Annotated in this window: 19 protein-coding genes, 1 other RNA gene and 1 pseudogene; 4 read left to right on the plus strand and 17 right to left on the minus strand. The window is 64.1% G+C overall.

The features are described 5' to 3' along the window. The first annotated feature begins 63 nt into the window (after positions 1-63). Positions 64-366, plus strand: coding sequence for a hypothetical protein (locus ACYSM9_RS07510; RefSeq protein WP_461856356.1), 303 nt, complete (start codon positions 64-66; stop codon positions 364-366). Between the two features lie 30 nt (positions 367-396). Here ACYSM9_RS07510 and ACYSM9_RS07515 read toward each other — a convergent pair whose 3' ends face one another. The 15 genes from ACYSM9_RS07515 to ACYSM9_RS07585 form a co-directional block, all read right to left on the minus strand. Then, entirely contained in the window at positions 397-1,554 is a 1,158-nt protein-coding gene (locus tag ACYSM9_RS07515; protein ID WP_461856357.1) for a tyrosine-type recombinase/integrase, read from the minus strand. Then, positions 1,547-1,759 carry a hypothetical protein gene (locus ACYSM9_RS07520; protein WP_461856358.1) on the minus strand — a complete coding sequence of 71 codons (213 nt, stop codon included), beginning with the start codon at positions 1,757-1,759 and terminating at the stop codon, positions 1,547-1,549. Before ACYSM9_RS07520 ends, ACYSM9_RS07515 begins: the two co-directional genes overlap by 8 nt. Positions 1,760-1,861: 102 nt before the next feature. Next, positions 1,862-2,230: a transfer-messenger RNA gene (ssrA, locus tag ACYSM9_RS07525) on the minus strand. 73 nt (positions 2,231-2,303) lie between these two features. Beyond that, complete coding sequence (gene smpB / locus ACYSM9_RS07530; protein WP_221386729.1) at positions 2,304-2,777, minus strand: SsrA-binding protein SmpB; 474 nt, start codon at positions 2,775-2,777, stop codon at positions 2,304-2,306. 82 nt (positions 2,778-2,859) lie between these two features. Beyond that, positions 2,860-4,287, minus strand: coding sequence for a peptidoglycan DD-metalloendopeptidase family protein (locus tag ACYSM9_RS07535; protein WP_461856359.1), 1,428 nt, complete (start codon positions 4,285-4,287; stop codon positions 2,860-2,862). Positions 4,288-4,314: 27 nt separating this feature from the next. Beyond that, complete coding sequence (gene ftsX / locus ACYSM9_RS07540) at positions 4,315-5,229, minus strand: permease-like cell division protein FtsX (RefSeq protein ID WP_461856360.1); 915 nt, start codon at positions 5,227-5,229, stop codon at positions 4,315-4,317. Beyond that, positions 5,226-6,014: a cell division ATP-binding protein FtsE gene (gene ftsE / locus ACYSM9_RS07545; RefSeq protein WP_461856361.1), complete on the minus strand. Its 789-nt coding sequence runs from the start codon at positions 6,012-6,014 to the stop codon at positions 5,226-5,228. Before ftsE ends, ftsX begins: the two co-directional genes overlap by 4 nt. A gap of 197 nt (positions 6,015-6,211) precedes the next feature. After that, positions 6,212-7,327, minus strand: a complete 1,116-nt coding sequence (prfB, locus tag ACYSM9_RS07550) for a peptide chain release factor 2 (RefSeq protein WP_461856362.1) — start codon at positions 7,325-7,327, stop codon at positions 6,212-6,214. Between the two features lie 112 nt (positions 7,328-7,439). After that, entirely contained in the window at positions 7,440-7,853 is a 414-nt protein-coding gene (locus tag ACYSM9_RS07555) for a pilus assembly protein TadG-related protein (RefSeq protein WP_461856363.1), read from the minus strand. A gap of 29 nt (positions 7,854-7,882) precedes the next feature. Then, positions 7,883-8,383, minus strand: coding sequence for a hypothetical protein (locus ACYSM9_RS07560; RefSeq protein ID WP_461856364.1), 501 nt, complete (start codon positions 8,381-8,383; stop codon positions 7,883-7,885). Beyond that, the gene (locus ACYSM9_RS07565; protein ID WP_461856365.1) at positions 8,364-8,780 is read right to left on the minus strand and encodes a TadE/TadG family type IV pilus assembly protein; all 417 of its coding nucleotides are present in this window, start codon (positions 8,778-8,780) and stop codon (positions 8,364-8,366) included. The genes ACYSM9_RS07560 and ACYSM9_RS07565 overlap by 20 nt, the downstream gene beginning before the upstream one ends. Positions 8,781-8,783: 3 nt before the next feature. Then, positions 8,784-9,095: a hypothetical protein gene (locus ACYSM9_RS07570; RefSeq protein WP_461856366.1), complete on the minus strand. Its 312-nt coding sequence runs from the start codon at positions 9,093-9,095 to the stop codon at positions 8,784-8,786. Between the two features lie 48 nt (positions 9,096-9,143). Then, positions 9,144-10,085, minus strand: a complete 942-nt coding sequence (locus ACYSM9_RS07575) for a type II secretion system F family protein (protein ID WP_461856367.1) — start codon at positions 10,083-10,085, stop codon at positions 9,144-9,146. Then, positions 10,082-10,939, minus strand: coding sequence for a type II secretion system F family protein (locus tag ACYSM9_RS07580; RefSeq protein ID WP_461856368.1), 858 nt, complete (start codon positions 10,937-10,939; stop codon positions 10,082-10,084). The genes ACYSM9_RS07575 and ACYSM9_RS07580 overlap by 4 nt, the downstream gene beginning before the upstream one ends. Then, positions 10,936-12,159, minus strand: a complete 1,224-nt coding sequence (locus ACYSM9_RS07585; protein WP_461856369.1) for a CpaF family protein — start codon at positions 12,157-12,159, stop codon at positions 10,936-10,938. The genes ACYSM9_RS07580 and ACYSM9_RS07585 overlap by 4 nt, the downstream gene beginning before the upstream one ends. Positions 12,160-13,596: 1,437 nt before the next feature. Between ACYSM9_RS07585 and ACYSM9_RS07590 the strand changes: the two are divergent. The 3 genes and pseudogenes from ACYSM9_RS07590 to ACYSM9_RS07600 form a co-directional block, all read left to right on the plus strand. Further along, positions 13,597-14,088, plus strand: a pseudogene (locus ACYSM9_RS07590) (LGFP repeat-containing protein); the annotation flags it as partial. Between the two features lie 117 nt (positions 14,089-14,205). Next, positions 14,206-14,592: an LGFP repeat-containing protein gene (locus ACYSM9_RS07595; RefSeq protein WP_461856416.1), complete on the plus strand. Its 387-nt coding sequence runs from the start codon at positions 14,206-14,208 to the stop codon at positions 14,590-14,592. Positions 14,593-15,034: 442 nt separating this feature from the next. Then, entirely contained in the window at positions 15,035-16,873 is a 1,839-nt protein-coding gene (locus tag ACYSM9_RS07600; protein WP_461856370.1) for a GH25 family lysozyme, read from the plus strand. 68 nt (positions 16,874-16,941) lie between these two features. Here the strand turns inward: ACYSM9_RS07600 and ACYSM9_RS07605 are convergent, their stop codons facing one another. Both ACYSM9_RS07605 and rfbB read right to left on the minus strand, forming a co-directional pair. After that, positions 16,942-18,369 (minus strand): sugar nucleotide-binding protein, encoded by a 1,428-nt coding sequence (locus tag ACYSM9_RS07605; RefSeq protein WP_461856371.1) that lies wholly within the window; start codon positions 18,367-18,369, stop codon positions 16,942-16,944. A gap of 3 nt (positions 18,370-18,372) precedes the next feature. Then, positions 18,373-19,371: a dTDP-glucose 4,6-dehydratase gene (gene rfbB / locus ACYSM9_RS07610; protein ID WP_461856372.1), complete on the minus strand. Its 999-nt coding sequence runs from the start codon at positions 19,369-19,371 to the stop codon at positions 18,373-18,375. Between the last annotated feature and the right edge of the window lies 1 nt (position 19,372).

The following is a 19,372-nucleotide window of genomic DNA, read 5'->3' on the forward strand; positions in this document are numbered from 1 at the left end:
GGCTCCCGTCCACTTCGGTGGGCGGGAGCCTTTCTTTATGCTTGACCGGTGGGACTCTTCGACATGCCAACCCGGTTCGTGCAGGACGGGACCGAGTACGAGCACGCGGATCCGCGGCCGGAGCTGCCAGCCAAGGGTGTTCGCAGGTTCGTGTACGGTGGCGAGCCCAAGATCATCGCGCAAGTCCCGCTGAAGGCCGGCGATACCGTCGAGGTGCACGGCTACGCCACCCACTACAACCAGGACTGGGTCAGCGTCGCCTGGACTGACGAGGTCTTCTCGCACCTCTCCTGCTGGGTCCGCGCCGCCGACGTCCGCCGGCCAGCTGAGGGCGAGTGGCGGGGACGGTTCGTGCAGTTCGGCTGACCTCAACCGGCCCCGGTTGTTTCCAGGGAATCAGCCGAGAGCGTCTGCGGCTGCGGCATCCGATGCCTTGGACAAGCGGGCGTAGACGCGCAGGGTGGTCTGCGGGTCCTCGTGCCCCAGCCGGGCCTGGACGACGTGGACGGGGACGTTCGCCTCGAGCAGGTGGGTGGTGTGGGCGTGCCGGATCTCGTGGATCCACGGTTTCCGGTCGAGGCTGCCGTCCTCCAGCAGCTCGACCATGAGCGGCTGCCACACGTACTTGTGGAAGCGCGCGTTCCGGACATACTCGCCGTCCGGCTGCTGGAACACGAAGTCATCGGGCTGCAGCGTTTGCAGGTGCTCGGCCAGCGATTCGGACAGGGCCGCATTGCACGTCACGGTCCGGCGGGCCTTGGGCGTCTTGGGCGGCCCAATCTCTTCGCCCTTGCCCTTGGACTTCCAGGCCCGCTCGACGCGGACGGAGGCGCGGCCCTGGCGGATCGTGATGTCCCTCCGCCGCAGCGCGGTCGCCTCGGAATAACGGAGGCCGGTGCCGGCCAGGAAGCGGAGGAACAGCTTGTAGTGGGGATTCACCCGTTCGGAGAGCATGACCAGGTCATCGGGTGACAGGTAGACCGCCTCGCGGGATTCGTTGAGGTCCGCCTCGGCTACGCCCTTGGCTGGGTTCCGTCGCATGACTTCCTCGTCGACGGCGGTGGCGAACGCTGCGGACAGGATGGCGTGGACGTTGCCCTTGCTCTTGCGGGACAGGGGCTGGCCGGTTGTCTGGTTGGCGCGGGACTGCACGACGAGGCCGTCCAGCCAGTCGATGACGGCGGCCTTGGTCACCCTGTCTACTGGGGTCTTGCCGAGGTCGCTGTTGTCGATGTGGGCCGCGGCCATGCGCCGGTATTTCGCGATCGTGCCGGGCTGGGGCTTGCGGAGCAGGTCGATGTGGTGCTTCACAACCTCGGCGACTGTGGGCGCGGTGGCGTCTTTGCGGATCTTGGCGGTGGCGGCCAGCTTGAAGCTGTTGCCGTTGGCGTCCAGGAAGTCCTTGAGTTCCTGGGCTTTGTCCCGGGCCTGGACTTCGCCGTACTCCTTGACCTTGAAGGTGCGGTAGTCCAGGCCGGTTTCGGGGTCGCGCCAGTTGACGGTGTAGGCGCTGGTCTCGCCCTTGGCGCCTTTGCGTTCGCGGATGCTAGCCACGGGCCGTCACCGCCTTCCGGACGCGGCGCACGTCGGATGGGTGCCAGCACTCCCGGCTGCCGGTTTTGGTTGTCACCCACACGCCCCGCGAGGTGATCCGGCTTACCGTGGCGGTGACTCCGGTGGCCCTGCCGGTGAAGCCGACGAGGCGGACCAGGTCCCCCCGATCTACTCCCGCGATCCTCTGCACGTCCTCAGCTTTCATGTCCCTGTCCCCGTTCGGTCCCGTTTCCCGCCAACAAAATCAGGGTTTCCGCCAACAAGCAAAAAGAAAACCCCTAGATCTCGCGGATCTAGGGGCTATCTTATGTGGAGATGGGGGGAATTGAACCCCCGTCCGATGTCGTGTTGTCAGGGCTTCTCCGGGCGCAGTTTGCGTCGGATTTTCTCGGCCCCAGCCATGCTGCAAACAGCTGGCTGATCCGGGCCCAGTCATCTAAGAGTCCCGTTCACCCCGATGACGGAGGTAAACAGCAGTGGCTATCTAAATGACGCCAGGAACCGGGGCGATAGCATCCCCGGGCTGACGGACTGTCTTACTGCTTAGGCAGCAAGAGCGAAGTCAGTGCGCGTTTGTTTGGCACTTATTGTTTTGCAGACAGCGTTAACGAGATAATTCTGCATCCTCGGCCCGCTTCACCTGTCGCGACAAACACCGTCGAAACCGATCATCCCCATATTTTGTTACCAACCCGGCTGGCACGCCTGCCGGACTACCAATACTAACGCATGCTGCGGGGAAATAATTCCTACCGCCGCCGGTTGCGGTCGCGCATTTCGCGCTGGGCCTCACGGTTATCCTGCTGTTCGCGCAGCGTCTGCCGCTTGTCGTATTCGCGCTTGCCGCGGGCCACGCCGATTTCCACTTTGGCGCGGCCGTCGACGAAGTAGAGCTGCAGCGGGACGATCGTGTAGCCGGATTCCCGGACCTTGTGGGAGATCTTGATGAGCTCCTCGCGGTGGAGCAGCAGCTTGCGCCGGCGCCGGGCGGCGTGGTTGGTCCAGCTGCCCTGGTTGTACTCCGGGATGTGGATCGCTTCCATCCACAGCTCGTCGTTGTAGAACGTGCAGAATCCATCCACCATCGAGGCGTGGCCTTCACGCAGGGACTTCACCTCGGTCCCCATGAGCGCGATGCCGGCCTCGTAGGTATCCAGTATGTGGTAGTCATGCCGGGCCTTGCGGTTGGTGGCCACCACCTTACGGCCACTTTCTTTGGGCACGGTGAAACTCCTCGGGTTGAGATGGGATGTCCTCCGCGCCAGCGGCACGGAGTCTTACCAGTCTACAGCGGGGTGATGAGCCCTACAGCAGCCCCATGGGGTCGACGGCGACGCCATTCAGCCAGGTTTCGAAGTGGGCGTGGCATCCTGTGGAGTTGCCAGTGTTGCCCGAGTAGGCGATCAGCTGGCCCTGCGAAACCCGCTGCCCGTTCGAGACCACGATGCTGGAGTTGTGGTAGTAGATCGTCGTCAGGGAGTTGCCTTCGACCACCCCGTGCGAGATTTTGACGCGCCAGCCGCCGCCGTCCGCGGAGTTCCAGCCTGAGCTGAAGACTTCCCCTGCCGCCGCCGCATAGACGGGGGTGCCGCACGCAGCCCCGAAGTCGATGCCGGTGTGCATGTAACCGCCGGTGCCGTAAAAGTCGATCGTGCCCGGCGGGGTGGTGCGGTAGCCAAAGCCCGACGTGATGGGGATGCTGCCATCGAAGGGATGACGGAGGCCAAAGGCCGACGGCGACCCGGTGCTGGGGACGTAGGGCTGGACAGGCGGGGCGGGGCGGTTGGCCGCTGCCGCTGCTGCGGCGGCGGCTGCGGCGGCGGCTTCGGCCCGCCTGCGCTGTTCCGCTTCCCAGGCCTCCCGGAGTTTGCGGTCCCGTTCGGCGATCTCGTTGGCCACCTGGTTCTGGCTGGCCTGGACACCGGCAAGCTGGGCCTGGATGCCGGGCTTGGCGGCCTGCAGTTCAGCGTCGAGGCGGGTGGTGTCGGCAATGAGCTGGTCGACCTGCGCCTTCTTGGCTGCCGCTTCGTCGCGGGCAGCCTTTTCCCGCTCCAGCGCCGCATCCGCCTTCGCCTTGAGGTCCTTGATCTCCGCTTCCACGGCCTGCAGGCGGGCTTCGGAGTTGACGTTGGTGGCGTTTTGCTGGGACAGCTTGTCCATGGCGGCGTTCTGGCTGCGCATGGCCTGGTCCGCGAGGTCCATGGTCTCGGTCAGGCTGCCGCCGGCGTTGGAGCCGAAGAAGAGGGACAGGTTCGACGGGACGCCGCCCGACTTGTAGGCCTGGGTGGCGATCTGGCCGATCAGTTTCTTGGTTTCCGCGATCTTCTGCTTGTCGGTTTCAAGCTGCTGGGTGATCTTGGCCTTGTTCTGCTGGGCCATGTCGACGCGGGCGGCAAGGGCTTCGACTTCTTTGACGGCGCTGGCAACCCGTCCCTGTGCCTCCAGCAGCGCCTGCTGGGCGGCCGGCAGCTGGCCCTGGTAGATCACCAGGTCGCTGGCTGCCTTCGCGATGCGGGAATCGACAAACTCCAGGGATGCCTGGACCCGGGCCGCCTCGTCCCGGAGGGCTGCCTGCCGGTCTTCAAGGTCATCGGCGACCGCCAGCGGTGCAGGCGCTGCCAGCCCGGCGGACAGCATGACGGTGAGGACGCCGCTGATGATTCCCAGCCGGCGGGCGGCCGCGCGCCCCCGGCGGTGCCGGGGCTGCGGGGACAAGTTGTCGGTTACGTTCATGAGCATTCCTTGGTCGGTTTGCATAGCCTAGACGCGCAAGTATCTGCGTAAGGTCAAGAGAGACGAAATTCCTGCCAAGGATGCGCCAAGGATCAGCAAAGCAGGGGCCAGGATGAGGGTCTGGCCGGAGGAAATGAAGGCTGTATCCGGGTATTGGCGGGACATGTAGTCGCCGAGGAAGAACTGCGCCACCGCCCACAGGGTGCCTGAGGCAAGGGCTGCACCGATGACGGCGGCGATGACGCCCTCCAGGATGAACGGCAGCTGGATCACGGTCTTGGAGGCGCCGACGAGGCGCATGATCCCGGTCTCCCTGCGCCTGCTGAAGGCCGAAAGCCTGATGGTGGTGGCGATCAGCAGGATGGCGCAGACGATCATGACGCCGGCAATGCCGACCGCAACCAGGGAGGCGCCGTTCATGACGGAGAAGAGGCGTTCAAGCAGCTGGCGCTGGTCGATGACCGTTTCGACACCCGGCTGCGAGGAGAACGTCTCGCTGATGATCTGGTACTTCTCGGGGTCCTTCATGTTGATCCGGAAGGATGCCGGCAGCTGGTCCGGGGTGACGGAGTCAACGATCGGCGAGTTCGAGAACTGGTCCTTGAAGTGCTTGTAGGCCTCTTCCCGGGATTCGAACTGGAAGTCGTTGACGTACTGTGCCACGGCCGGGGATTCCAGCAGGGCATTGAGGCTCTGTTGCTGCTCCGGGGTGACGGACCCTGTGGCGCAACCCGGCGCCGTCGAGCCTTCACTGCAGAGGAAGATGGCCACCTGGACCTTGTCGTACCAGTAGCCCTTCATCTGGTTGATCTGCATCTGGAGCATCCCTGCCGCGCCCACGAAGGTGAGGGACACGAAGGTCACCAGGATCACCGAAACCACCATCGACACGTTGCGGCGCAGGCCGCTGCCGATTTCGGACAGGATGAATGCCAGCCTCATCGCTGCGCCTCGCCTTCGCCGCGTTCGCCCGGCAGGCCGTCGTCGGGCGCTTCCCTGCCGCTGGCGTCCTTGAGCCGCCGCGACTGGCCGACGACGGGGATCATCGACGTGTACAGCGCCTTGGCCTCGTCGCGGATGACCACGCCGTTCTTCAGTTCGACGACGCGTTTACGCATCTCGTTGACGATGTCGTCGTCGTGGGTGGCCATGACGACGGTGGTGCCGTTCTGGTTGATCTTGTCCAGGACGCCCATGATGCCCATGGAGGTGGTGGGGTCGAGGTTGCCGGTGGGTTCGTCGGCGAGGAGGATCCCGGGCCGGTTGACCACGGCGCGGGCGATCGCCACGCGCTGCTGCTCACCGCCGGAAAGTTCGTGCGGCATGCGGTGTTCCTTGCCTTCAAGGCCTACGGTCTTGAGGACTTCGGGAACGGTGTCGCGGATGACGCTGCGGCTCTTGCCGATCACCTGCATGGCGAAGGCCACGTTGGCGAACACGTTCTTTTGGGGCAGGAGGCGGAAGTCCTGGAAGACGACGCCGATCCCGCGGCGGAGGCGCGGAACGCGCCAACTGGAGATCTTGGCGACGTTCTGCCCGGCTACGTAGACGGCGCCGGACGTGGCGCGGTCCTCCTTGAGCACCAGGCGCAGGAAGGTGGATTTGCCGGAGCCGGAGGCGCCCACGAGGAAGGCGAATTCGCCGCGGTCAATCTCAAGGTTGACGGAGTCCAGCGCCGGCCGGGCTGTCTGGTCGTAGACCTTGGTGACATTTTCGAATCGAATCATGGCCCTAAGTACCCTGCAGGGCATGGCTGATTCTGATAAATGCAGCCCAGTTCTGCAGCCGGTGCACGGGTGTTCGCTTGGGGGAAGTGGGCCCCGGCCCCTTGACTATACTCAGGACCGCCCTTGATGTGGCAGGCTATCGCGGGCGTGTCGCAGGATAGGCCGTTGGCCTGGCTGCGCCGGCGCCTGCCTCCGGCCTATCTTTCGGCGTTGCGGTTGTCGGTGCGCCAACGGATGCCGGCATCGATGAAGTCGTCGATCTCGCCGTCGAACACTGCCGCCGTGTTGCCCACTTCGTGCTCGGTGCGCAGGTCCTTGACCATCTGGTAGGGGTTCAGCACGTACGACCGCATCTGGTCACCCCAGGACGCCTTGACGTCCCCGGCCAGAGCCTTCTTCTCGGCGTCTTCCTGTTCCTTCTTCAGGAGCAGGAGCCTGGACTGCAGAACCCGCATGGCCGCGGCACGGTTCTGCAGCTGCGACTTCTCGTTCTGCATGGAAACCACGGTGCCGGTGGGGATGTGGGTCAGCCGGACTGCGGAGTCGGTGGTGTTGACCGACTGGCCGCCGGGACCGGAGGAGCGGAAGACGTCGACGCGGATTTCGTTGTCCGGGATGTCGATGGAGTCGGTCTGTTCGATGAGCGGGATGACTTCGACGGCCGCGAACGAGGTCTGGCGCCGTCCCTGGTTGTCGAAGGGGCTGATCCTGACCAGGCGGTGTGTTCCGGCTTCCACGCTGAGGGTGCCGTAGGCGTAGGGTGCCTTGACTTCGAAGGTGGCGGATTTCAGTCCGGCCTCCTCCGCGTAGGAGGTGTCCATGACGGTGGTGGGGTACCCGTGGCGCTCCGCCCAGCGCAGGTACATGCGCAGGAGCATCTCGGCGAAGTCTGCGGCATCCACGCCGCCGGCGCCCGCGCGGATGGACACCACCGCTTCGCGCTCGTCATATTCGCCGGACAGCAGCGTGACCACCTCGAGGTCCTTGAGGGCCTTCCTGATGGATTCGAGTTCGGCCGCGGCCTCCCCCATCGAGGCGGCGTCATCCTCGTCCTGGCCCAGTTCCACCAGGACTTCGAGGTCATCGATCCGGGCTGCCAGGTTGGTGAGGCGTTCCAGTTCGGACTGCCGGTGCGAAAGCCTGGAAGTGATTTTCTGCGCAGCTGCGGGATCGTCCCAGAGGTCCGGTTCCCCTGCGCGTTCGCTGAGTTCGGCGATGTCTTCCTTGAGCGCCTCAACGTCAGTGACCCGTTCGATGGACTCGTAGGTGGCGCGAAGCGCGCGGATTTCAGCGGAAAAATCAATATTGGCCATGGTGGTTTAAGCCTACGCTATTGCGGCATACGGGCTTGCGCGGCCGGTCGGGCGGCTTCCGGAGCGCGTAACACCCCCGGTCCTGTGGCGGGACCGGGCGGCTGGCGGGAGGTCAGCGGGTCAGGCGCGAGCGCGCCGTCGACGTGGCCTGGATGCGGATGCCGTCGGGCACCAGGAAGTTCACCACGGGAGGGTGAACCGCTGCTGTCAGGACCACGACGGCGGTGGCGCCATCCGGGGTGCCCGTCGCCCCTGTCACTGCCAGGTCGCTAAAGCGTTGGGCTGAAGGGCTCTGGGCTACAAAGTCCGCGGCCACGTTCCTCACCCGCGCGGGATTGAGGACAGCCGAGGGCGTTCCCCCACGGGAGTCCACTTCGCCGAGCGTGTAGCTGTCTGCCGCCGCAAGGGATGCGCCGTCCGCGAGGGACAGGAGTCGCTTGTGCTCGAGGTAGACGGCTGAAATTCCCATGACGACCGTGGCCACCAGGAGAGCCAGGACCACGTAGCCCAGGATGATCACCGTCACCTGACCGCCTTCATCGGCAGTGTGGCGTTTCACTTGTACCGCCCCACCAACTGCGTGGACGAGGCCTCCACCTGCGTGGCGGAAAGTCCATCAGCGAATGGCACGAAGGGAAGGGGCACGGCGAGCCTGACGGTGACGGTCACCGCAGCGCCGGCGGCCTGGCAATCGGGCTGGTTGCACGTGGTCACTATGGTGGCTTCCTCCGCCGGGTGGCCGAAATCGCCGAGGGCCAGGGCCACCGCTTGCTCCGCAGCAGCCTGTGCCGCACCGGCGTCGTCCTGGGCCACGTAGACCTTCGCCGCCTGGTCCGCTGCTCCCACGACGGCGAATGACGCGCCCTGGATCTGTCCCACCGTGATGACGAAGTAGACCACGGGCACCATCAGCAGGAGGGCAAGGAAGGTAAACTCGACCACCGCGCTCCCCTCTTCAGGCGTGAAGTCGGCCTCGCCGCATGGCGGCGGCAGGCAGAGGGCCTCATCCAGCCGGGATCGTAGCCGGTGTCCCAGGTCAGCTTTGAAGGGCCGCATGCCCCTTCACCTCCAGGAGGTCCCGGGGCCCGATAAAACCGATAACGGGCAACGGCGCCCTGACCGTGACTTCCAGGACGCGGGCACCGTGCATATCCACCTCGGCGGTGCTGACTTCCTCGGCGAAGCTGTGGTTCAGGGCCGTCCCGATGAGGCTGCGCGTCCGCTCCGCGGCATCGGCCGCATTCCGGTCCGCCAACGTGCCGTAGCGGGCGCCGGACGCTGCAGCATCGATCAGTGTATTGCGGACGTGCAGGACCAGGGTGAGCTGGAGGATGGCGAGGAAGAACATGGTCAGCAGGCCACCCACCAGGACGAAGTCCACCACCGCGGACCCACGCTCGTCCGCCCGGCGCAGCTCACGCTGTGCCGGTCCTCCGGTGGTGGATCTGCTCATGCATCAGCCTCCGACCTTGTCCATCGCCTGGTTGAACATGGCTTCGAGAGCCGGCCCGGCCAGCGCCAGCAGGGCCGCGACCAGGACCGCTGACATGAGGGTAATCATCACCCATCCCGGGACATCGCCGCGTTCCGGGTGGTCGCGCAGTTCGCGGCGACCATCAGAGCAGCGGAAACCCGGACCGCTTTCCCGACCACGCCGGCGCACGGCGGCGACAATCCGGTTGTGGCTGCCGGCTCGGGGCAACTCCATCCGGAGGAATGCCGCGAGGCCGGCGAGGAGCATCGCGGAGCGGATTACCATGAGTTTCAATTTTCTGACCTCTTCCTTGGTTTCTAGGGGTGCGCATGGACACACGGTTCAAAAGCCCAGGTTGATTGCGGCGATGCCCGGGAAAACAGCAAAGACAACCGTCAGCGGGAGGACTCCGAAGACCAGCGGCACCATCATCGCTATTTCTTTCTTGCCGGCAGCCTCCATGAGGTCGCGTTTGGCCGTATCACGGACGTCCTGCGCCTGGGCGCGCAGCACGTCCGCAAGGGGCGTGCCCCGTTCCACCGCGACGATGATGCCGTCCACGAACCTGACCAGGGGCGGGAGATCGGTCCGGGCGGAGAACTCCTGCAGTGCGAGCACCAGGGGCTTTCCCGCCCTCGTCTCGGCCAGGATCTTCGAGAATTCCTTGGACAATTCGCCCCTGGCGCTTCGGCATACCCGGTCAAGTGCGCCGGTGGCACTTTCGCCTGCGCGGACGGCCAAAGCCATCAGTTCGGCAAGGCTGGGAAATTCCGCCATCATGCGTGCTTCCCGGCGACGAAGCTGGACGCCCAGCCAGTAGTCGCGCAGGACGAAGCCCAGGGCGGCGCAACCGATGATGGCCACGGCGGCCAGGAGGGGGTTGAAGCGGCCCCCCGCCGCGCCGATCAGAATTACAGTGAGGGAGCCGACGAAGCCGGTTGCTGCCCACAGCAGTTGTTCTGCCCGGAAGTCGATGGCCGATTTGTCGATCCCCGCTTGCGCCAGGCGACGTTCGGTGGCCCCGGATGACGGGTTAAGCCGGCTCAGGGCGGCCAGCCAGTCGTGGAGTACCGGCCGGAGAATTCTTTCCAGGGGCCCGAATGGCGTCAGATTCTGCTCGCCTGCCCGCAGCAGCCGCGATTCGAGGTTTTGGGACTTGAGCTGGGGTTCGATCCGTTCGGACAGTGTTATGGCCCGCATCGGCGGTGACCTGAAGACGATAAGCCACAGGCCGACGCCGAGGGCAATCCCACAGAGCACGGCGGCCGTGGAGGCGGTGGTCATCGAAGCACCCTTTCGTCCTGCGGCAGGGCGCCGATCCGCAGCATAACCGTGTAGCAGACCAGCGACACTACGAGGCCGCCGAGCAGGACAGCCGCGCCGAGCGGCGTGTTGTAGGCCCGGATTGCCTCCGGCCGGGTCGCCAGGAGAATCATGACGATCCAGGGAGCCGCGACGGCAAGGCGTGCAGCGTTGATCGTCCAGGACTGCCGCGCCTCCAGCTCGCTGCGTGTGCGCGCGCTTTCGCGAAGGAACTCCGCTAACGTGCCCAGCAACCGGCCGAGGTCGGATCCGCCTACCTCGCGGGTCAGGCGGAGTCCTTCGATAATGCGGTCCGCAACCGGGTCGGCGAGCCTGTGCTTCAATTTGTCCAGGGAGCCGTCGAACTGGCCGCCGGCCCGGTAGTCGGCCCCGAACTCCCGAAAGATGGGCCGCAGTTGCTCCGGTCCTTTGTCGCCCAGCTGGATGAGGGCTTCAGGCAGGGGCAGGCCGGCGCGGATCGCTGACCGGAGGTGGTCGACGACGTCGGGCCACAGCTGCCGGAGCATTGCACGCCGCTTCTTCGCCCGCCAGCGCAGGACGGCGATCGGCAGCCAGGCGGCGAAGAGGCCAAAGCACGCTGCAATGGGCCATGACCGGCTCGAAGCAAAGAAGACGAGTGCCACGAATAACGCCAGTCCGAGGCAGCTTCCTGCCAGGCCGGAGGTTGAGACTTTGTCGACCCCTGCAGCCGCCAGCAGGTCGGACAGGCGGCTGGGTCTGCGCTCGCGGTTTCCCTTGTCCGGGGTCTCCCAGCAGGACCACCAGATGAGGAAAAGCCCCACGCCCCCAGTCGCGCCCACGAGTGCCGATATCATCGCGGGTCCAGCAGGGCAGCGACGTCATAGCCGGCACGGCTGAATTTCTCGGCTGCCGGCATGGAATTGGCACGGGGTTGCAGGACACCGTTGTCGGCGGCGAAGACGAGGGACGATTCGATGATGCCGTTTTCCACGCGCCGGCCCAGTGACAGGATCTCCGTGACCTGCCGCCGCCCGTCGGGATGCCGGCTGCAGTGCACTACGAGGTCGATGCAGGAGGCCACGGTGGGTACCACGAAGGCACTGGAGATGTTGTCGCCGGCAAGCAGCGGAAGAGTACAGATTTTCGTGACGGCATCGTGGGCGGAGTTGGCGTGGACAGTGCACATCCCGGGCAAGCCTGAATTTAGGGCAATGAGCATGTCCAGGCTCTCGGCTTCACGGACCTCCCCCACCACCAGCCGGTCGGGGCGCATCCGCAAGGCCTCCTTGACCAGGCGGCGAAGCGGGATTTCGCCCTCGCCCTCAAGGTTTGGCTGCCGGCACTGCAAGCCCACCACATCCCTGAGGGGAAACTGCAGCTCAAAAATTTCCTCGACGGTGATGACGCGCTCCCGGCTTCCGATACTGGCGGCCAGGCAGTTCAACATGGTGGTCTTACCGGCTTGCGTCGCGCCGGAGACGAGGATGTTGAGTCCGCTGGACACGGCTGCCCCCAGGAATCGGGCGGCCTGGGGTGTCAGCGTGCCCAGTTCAACCAAGTGCTCGAGTCTGCTGGCCTTGACCACAAATTTCCTGATGTTGACCGCCCAGTGGCGGCGGGTCACATCCGGGATGACCACGTGGAGCCTGGAACCGTCCGGCAGTGCAGCGTCCACGAAGGGCGAGGACATGTCCAGGCGCCGGCCGGAACTCTTGAGCATCCGCTCGACGAGGTCGCGTACCTGTTGCTCGGACAGGCTGAGGGAGGTGAGCTCTGACTCGCCGTTGCGGGCGACATAGATTTCATTGGGAGCGTTGAGCCAGATCTCTTCAATGGAGGGATCGTCGAGCAGCGGCTGGAGTACTCCGAAGCCTGCTACGGCGTCGAAGAGGAACCGACGGGCAGCATCCAGGGGACCGAGGGGCGGCAGCGGTCCCAGGAGGGCACGTTCGTCATAGTCGGTGACCGCCGCTTCCACCAGACGCCGGACTTCGCCTGCCTGCCGCAGCGGGTCCAGGCCGCGGCGGCGGATGAGTTCGCGGACTTCATCCTCAACTATTCCCAGCGCATCCATGTGCTCCCCCAAACAACTGCCGCCCCCAACGGAGGCAGTGCAACTGGGTAAAGCCTAGGGAGACTGCCCGTGCTCAACAAGTCACATCGGCGAAGCTGTGGACAAAAGCGGCCGAAAGTGGCGCTTGCCGGTTCTGAGTACCCAATTGCCCGGCCCTAGTAGCCGGAACCGGGCAAATGAAGTACCGGCTACCCGTGCCCCGGCACGTACACGCGCGGTTAATGGTCAACGGGGGCACCAGCTTCCTTGGGGGCCTGGATGCGGCAGCGTTGGGGCTGAGAGTTAAGGAGAATCGTGAAGATACGGACAAGACGCGCCCTGAGCCAAGGACTGGCCACAGTCCTCTTGCTTGCGGGTGTGGGGGTGGGAACTGCGGGGCCGGCCAGCGCAGCTACGGCACCGGACTATGGCACGTTAAGCATCAGCTACACCGGAGCGTCCAATCCTCCCACGGCCGACAAACCGGAAAGCAAGCTGTGGTGGAATGACGGTTCCTGGTGGGCAGACATGTGGACCAGCGGCAGTGGCTGGCACATCTACAAACTGGACCGGGCCAACAAGAAGTGGGTGGACACCGGCGTCCCCATCGACAACCGCGCCGATACCCTGGCCGATACTCTCTGGGACGGTACACATCTCTACATCGCATCCCATGTAGTTACCGCATCCTCCGAGACCATCACGGAACCGTCCCTCCCCAACCAACCGGCCAAGCTCTACCGGTACAGCTATGCCAACGGAACGTACAAGCTGGACAGCGGCTTCCCCACGACGATCGCTACCAAGAGCAGCGAGTCAATGACCATTGACAAGGACAGCACAGGTGCGATCTGGGCCACGTGGACGGAGGTCAACGCAACTGCAACAGGCAGTTACACCAGCAACGTGATGGTGAACAATTCGGCGGCGGGCGGCTCGAGTTGGGGCAGCCCGTTCATACTTCCAGTCAACAACGTCCACCCGGCAGTGGACGACATTTCTGCAGTAGTGGCGTTTAACAAGAAACAGATCGGGATCATGTGGTCGGATCAGACCACGGGCTCGGTCTGGTGGGCCACACGCACCGACGGCACGTCACCCACTACCTGGAAATCCCAACCGGCCGTGCAGGGCAAGGGCATCGCCGATGACCACCTGAACCTCAAGTCGCTCCAGGCAGACACCGCCGGTCGGGTCTACGCCGCCGTTAAGACAAGCCTCGACGAGATCACCTCTGACGTGACACAACCCCAGCTGCAGTTGCTGGTCTTCAAGCCGGGCACGGGGTCATTCTCGAAGTCCACCATCTCGACCCTTGGCGACTGCCAGACGCGCCCGCAAATTGTGCTGGACCCGGAGAACAACAAGGTCCACGCTTTCCAGACGGGGCCGTCCACGAATGTCAGCGGGTGCCCCTACGCCGGAGTTTCGGGCAGCATCTATGAGAAGACCGCTGACATGGACAACCCTGTGTTCGGATCTGGCCGTGGAACTCCGGTCATCCAGAACGGCGCCTCGGCCACCGTCAATAATCCGACCACCACCAAGCAGCCCGTCACCAGCGCCAGCGGCATCGTGGTGCTGGCCAGCGATGAGTCAGCAAAGCGGTACTGGTTCGCGGACTTGGCTGTAAAGAGCTCCCTCCCGTACCCGGTGCAGGGCCCGATCGGGGATAAGTACGCCGAAGTGTCCGGCATCGTTGGGCTTCCCATCGCCAACGAGGTAACGAACCAGCGGTTTGGGGGCTCCTACCAGGAGTTCGAGCATGGAATCATTACGTACTTGCCCGGCACGGGCGCCTTTGCCGTCGTCTACGGGATCAACACCAAGTGGACGGGCAGTGGCGCGCAGGACGGCGATCTTGGCTACCCGACGTCGGACGAATACTCGCCCATGCCCGGCGGCGTGATGCAAAACTTCCAGTTCGGAAAGATCTCGTGGAACGCCGCCACCGGTTCCCGCATCACCAAGGGCGGCATCGGCGCCACCTGGGACAACGCGGGCGGCCCCCTCAGCGGCCTCGGCTACCCCACCACCGATGAATATGCCCCGATACCCGGCGGCGTCATGCAGGGCTTCCAATACGGCAAGATCTCCTGGAACGCCGCCACCGGCTCACACATCACCAAGGGCGGCATCGGCGCCACCTGGGACAACGCAGGCGGCCCGGCCAGCGGCCTCGGCTACCCCACTACCGACGAAATAGCCGGTCTCGTGGGAGGCGGTGCGAAGCAGTACTTCCAGGGCGGCGAAGTCGTCTGGTCTCCCACTTCGGGTGCGCGCATCGTCACCGGTGGCATCAGGTCCGCCTGGGTCAGCCTGGGCTCGGAGGGTGGCCGCCTCGGCTATCCGACCACCGGCGAGTATTCGGCAGGTAACGGCGGCGTTGCCCAGGACTTCCAGGGCGGCCGCATAACGTGGCGCTCGGGCAGTGTCAGCGTGGTGTACGCCTAGGATCCGCGGAAAACAAATATATAGCTGGATGAGTTGGCCCCGGACGGCAAGACCGTTCGGGGCCAACGTCTTGTCCGTGACTGATTCAACCTGCGCAGGACTGCGAAGGCCCCGCCCAATCCGCGGCTCGCCCTTTGCAGTCCGGGAGGCAGCACACTCGAAGTTAACGTAGGGACCCAAAGGCGTGATCCAACATGGGTCGGAATCACCTCAGTAACACCTGAATCACTAGTCCCAAATGTAACTCCGGTGTTATGGTAGGCGCACAATTTATCGATCCACCGACTGTCGGGTCCTGTTCCTGGGGGAACCGCCCGAGCAGCAACCTAATGAGCGCCTGTGAAGCGCCACATTGTCTCCGGAGCCAAAAATGAAGCGGAACCCGTCTCAGTCCCGTCGCCCCGTCATGAAATCCATGGGGCCAGCACTGTTGGCACTCAGCTTGTTAGCAGGACCCGGCGCAGCCTTCGCTGTCGAACCCTCCCCCGCAACCACAACGGCGGAGCCCACGCAACTGCCGTCGGCCACTGCCGAACCCGCAGCCTCGCCGTCGGCCTCCCAGGGGGCTCCCACCACACCGCAGCCAACGGCGGCCGCAACCCAGACGGCAATGCCGTCCGCCACCCCAAGCCCGCAAGCGCAGTCGATGGCCGAAGCCGTCGGGCCCGGGGGTGCCGAGATGGGCCAGCGCTCAGCACGCGTCGCCGCCTCAGCCGCCCAGGGCCCAGCCTCCAAGCCCAGCGCCGAGACGCTCTCGAGCCAGGGCAGCTGGACGCCGACCTTCGGTGTACAGGGGCTCGACGTCAGCGGCCATCAGACAAGCGTCGACTGGCAGCAGCAGTGGAACATGGGTGCCAGATTCGCGTACGTGAAGGCCTCCGAGGGCAACTACTTCACCAATGACCTCTTCAGCTCGCAGTACCAGGGCGCACGCAATGTGGGCATGATCCGGGGCGCGTACCACTTCGCGATCCCGAACTGGTCCTCAGGAGCAGACCAGGCACGCTACTTCGTCCAAAACGGGGGCGGCTGGTCTGCCGATGGCTACACGATGCCGCCCGTTCTCGACTTTGAATTCAACCCCTACGAAGGCAGGACCATCAACGGTTTCTACTTCGGGAACACCTGCTACAACATGTCTCCAGGCCAGCTGTCTTCGTGGGTGCAGGACTTCGGCAACACGATGCGGGCACTGACCGGCCGCTCGCCCGTGATCTACACAAACACAAGCTGGTGGAACCAGTGCCTGGGAAACCCCGCAGGCTTTGGCGACTACCCCTTGTGGATTGCTGCCTATCCAGGCTCCCCCACGAACGACGCCGGCCCGGTTCCATCGGGCAGTTGGGGCACCTACAGCATCTGGCAGTACAGCAGCACGGGTCCTTTCGCCGGTGACTCGAACGTGTGGAACGGGGACTACTCGTCCCTGCAGCGTTTTGCACTGGCCGGCGACAACATAGAAGCCGCCTTCAACCAGGAATACCTGGCCTCCAAGTCGTGGATTGGGAATCCGTGGGGGCCAATAGCCTGTGGGTTGGTCAACAACGGCTGCTACCAGATCTACCAAGGCGGAACTATCCAGTGGTCTCCTTCCACCGGCGCCCACGCCATTCGCGAAGGCGCGATCCGGGGCACCTACCAGCGCGCCGGATCGGAGAACGGACTGCTGGGCTACCCGGTCGTGGGACCTGAAATCTGCGGGCTTAAGGGTGGTGGCTGCTACCAGATGTTCCAGGGAGGCGCCATCATCTGGAGTGCCGGCACCGGTGCCCAGATCAGCCCCGCAGGCCCGATCCGGGACCGCTATGCGGCAATGGGATTCGAAAATGGCGTCCTGGGCTACCCGACGTCGGGCCAGGTTTGCGGCTATGCAGCTTCAGGCTGCGTGCAGACGTTCCAAGGAGGCGATATCTACTCGTCGCCGGCCTCGGGAGCGTTCGCCGTTAGCGCCGGAGCCATCCGCGCCAACTTCCAGCGACTCGGCTCCGAGAATGGCCAGACCGGCTACCCGGTCAGCAACGAAGTGTGCGGCCTGAAGAACGGCGGCTGCTACCAGTTCTTCCAGGGTGGTTCGATGATCTGGTCATCCGCCACAGGGGCACACTTCAGCCCCTTCGGATCCATCCGCTATGTGTGGGCCACCCAAAACTTTGAAAACGGCTGGCTCGGCTACCCCTACACCGACGAATACTGCAACGCCTACAGCGAGTGCCGGCAGGATTTCCAGGGAGGATCGCTGATCTGGACCCCGACGACCGGGGTCAGCGTCTACCGCTGGTAACGGTTCCGCCCAGCATGGCAGCAGCGGCAGGAAACATCAAAGTTTCCTGCCGCTGCTGTTTGAGCGCTCTAGCTGCCGTGGGGCCGCAGGCCGTGTACGTACTCTTTCAGAGCTTCCTGCGAGTTGCGCGCAACGTAGCCCTGAGCGGCAATTTTACCGAGGTCCAGTGTGCTGTTCAGGGGCCTGGGAGCAGCCTTCTTATCCTTGAAATACTCTGCGGTGCTGACGCCCGTGACAGCCTGCCTGCTTTCGCCCACCAGTTCGTAGACATCCGCCGCGATGTCCGCCCAGGACTGCGGCGCGCCGTCGTTCGTCAGATTGTAGGTTCCATACGCCGCACCGGTGTCAAGGAGGTGCCTGATCCCCGACGCTATGTCTGCGGTGAAACTGAGCCGGCCGACCTGGTCGTTGACCACCGAAGGTTCGATGCCGCGCTGGGCCAGGGAAGCCATGGTCCGGACAAAGTTGTTGCCGTCGCCGATCACCCAACTGGTCCGGATGATGTAGTGCCGCGGGACCACACTGACGATGGCGTCGCCTGCAGCCTTTGTCTGGCCGTAGACGCCAAGCGGCGTAAAAGGCTCCTTTTCGTCGTGGATCTCGCACCCGCCGTCGAACACGTAGTCAGACGAAACATGCACCAGGGTGAGGTTATGCTCGACGGCGGTCCTCGCCAGGCGTGAAACGGCTGCCACGTTGATGGCCCAGGCAGCCGCGCGCCCTTCAGGGGTCTCTGCTGTGTCCACCGCCGTGTAGGCGGCCGCGTTGATGATGCTGGAGTAGTTCTTCCAGTTCCTGGCCTGGAAGGCGTCTTCATTGCCGAGGTCGAATTCAGCCCGGCCCGCAAATTCCACGGAGTCGTCACTGCCGTAGAGTGCCCGCAGCGCCTTGCCCAGCTGTCCGTCCGCACCGACCACCAGGATCTTCTTTCCAGGCATGGGCGTTACGTCCGGCAACCGTGGATGGGCCTTGTCCTTCTCGGACAATTCAGCCTGGTCCAGCGGAATGGGCCACTGGATAGCAGCTGTTTCGTCAGCCAGGTTCAGGAAGGTGTATTGGTCCTGCGCCTCGGCGGACCAGTGGTCATTGACCAAGTAGGTGTAGGCGGTGTTGTCTTCGAGGGTCTGGAAGGCATTGCCGACTCCACGTGGAATGAAGATTGCCTGGCTGGCGTCCATTTCCGCAGTGAAGACGGTGCCGAAGGAGGGGCCTTCGCGCAGGTCAACCCATGCGCCAAAAATTCGTCCGGTGGCAACGGAGATGAACTTGTCCCACGGCTCCGCATGGATTCCGCGGGTGGTGCCGGCTTTCTCGTTGAAGGAAATGTTGTTCTGCACGGGCCGGAAGTCCGGCAGACCCAGGGCAACCATCTTCTCCCGCTGCCAGTTCTCCTTGAACCAGCCACGGTTGTCCCCGTGGACCGGGAGTTCATAGAGAACGACGCCGGGAATCGGAGTCTCGCGGGCTGTCAGTTTTTTCGCGAATTCGATCGCCATGGGTTACTGGCCCTGTTCCTTATATTTTGCTTCCGTCACCGCTTTTTGCGGCCGCCACCAGTCCTCATTGTCGCGGTACCAGGCGATGGTGTCTTCGATTCCTGCATCGAAATTGGAAAACTGCGGTTCCCACCCGATTTCGGTGCGCAAGCGTGTTGAATCGATGGCGTAGCGCAGGTCGTGCCCCGGGCGGTCCACCACGTGGTCGTAGGCGTCCGGCGACTGGCCCATGTGCGTAAGAATGAGCTCCACAACGTCCTTGTTGTTCTTCTCACCGTCGGCTCCGATCAGGTATGTCTCACCGATAACTCCCTTATCGATGATCGCCAGCACGGCCGACGAATGGTCGTTCGCGTGGATCCAGTCCCGGACGTTCTCGCCCTTGCCATACAACTTGGGCCGGATGCCGTCGATCACATTGGTAATCTGACGCGGAATGAACTTCTCCACGTGCTGATACGGACCGTAGTTGTTCGAGCAGTTGCTGATCGTGGCCTGGAGGCCGAACGAGCGCACCCACGCCCGGACCAGCAGATCGGATCCGGCCTTCGTGGAAGAGTACGGGCTGGACGGGTTGTACGGCGTCTGCTCCGTAAAGCGCTCAGGATCGTCGAGTTCAAGGTCGCCGTACACTTCGTCGGTGGAGATGTGGTGGAAGCGTTTGTCGTGCTTCCGCGCCGCTTCGATAAGCACATACGTGCCGATGATGTTGGTGTCGAGGAACGGCCGCGGATCGTGCAGGGAGTTGTCGTTGTGCGACTCCGCAGCGTAGTGGACGACGACGTCAGATTCGGCGACCAGGCCGTCAACGAGGGCGGCGTCGGCAATATCGCCCCGCACAAAACTGAAGCGGTCCGCTGGCAGACCCTTGAGGGACTCCAGGTTGCCCGCGTACGTGAGCTTGTCCAGCACTGTGACCGTATGGTCGGTCTCCCGCAGAACGTAATGTACGAAGTTTGAGCCAATGAACCCGGCACCGCCGGTTACGAGGAGTCGCGACATA

This window comes from Arthrobacter sp. C152, assembly GCF_054890965.1.

Coding starts and splice junctions, on each gene's coding strand:
- ACYSM9_RS07510 (WP_461856356.1), top strand. CDS start 64: ATGCCAACCCGGTTCGTGCAGGACGGGACCGAGTACGAGCACGCGGAT.
- ACYSM9_RS07520 (WP_461856358.1), bottom strand. CDS start 1,759: ATGAAAGCTGAGGACGTGCAGAGGATCGCGGGAGTAGATCGGGGGGAC.
- ACYSM9_RS07535 (WP_461856359.1), bottom strand. CDS start 4,287: ATGAACGTAACCGACAACTTGTCCCCGCAGCCCCGGCACCGCCGGGGG.
- ftsX (WP_461856360.1), bottom strand. CDS start 5,229: ATGAGGCTGGCATTCATCCTGTCCGAAATCGGCAGCGGCCTGCGCCGC.
- ftsE (WP_461856361.1), bottom strand. CDS start 6,014: ATGATTCGATTCGAAAATGTCACCAAGGTCTACGACCAGACAGCCCGG.
- prfB (WP_461856362.1), bottom strand. CDS start 7,327: ATGGCCAATATTGATTTTTCCGCTGAAATCCGCGCGCTTCGCGCCACC.
- ACYSM9_RS07560 (WP_461856364.1), bottom strand. CDS start 8,383: ATGCGGCCCTTCAAAGCTGACCTGGGACACCGGCTACGATCCCGGCTG.
- ACYSM9_RS07565 (WP_461856365.1), bottom strand. CDS start 8,780: ATGAGCAGATCCACCACCGGAGGACCGGCACAGCGTGAGCTGCGCCGG.
- ACYSM9_RS07575 (WP_461856367.1), bottom strand. CDS start 10,085: ATGACCACCGCCTCCACGGCCGCCGTGCTCTGTGGGATTGCCCTCGGC.
- ACYSM9_RS07580 (WP_461856368.1), bottom strand. CDS start 10,939: ATGATATCGGCACTCGTGGGCGCGACTGGGGGCGTGGGGCTTTTCCTC.
- ACYSM9_RS07585 (WP_461856369.1), bottom strand. CDS start 12,159: ATGGATGCGCTGGGAATAGTTGAGGATGAAGTCCGCGAACTCATCCGC.
- ACYSM9_RS07595 (WP_461856416.1), top strand. CDS start 14,206: ATGCAGGGCTTCCAATACGGCAAGATCTCCTGGAACGCCGCCACCGGC.
- ACYSM9_RS07605 (WP_461856371.1), bottom strand. CDS start 18,369: ATGGCGATCGAATTCGCGAAAAAACTGACAGCCCGCGAGACTCCGATT.
- rfbB (WP_461856372.1), bottom strand. CDS start 19,371: ATGTCGCGACTCCTCGTAACCGGCGGTGCCGGGTTCATTGGCTCAAAC.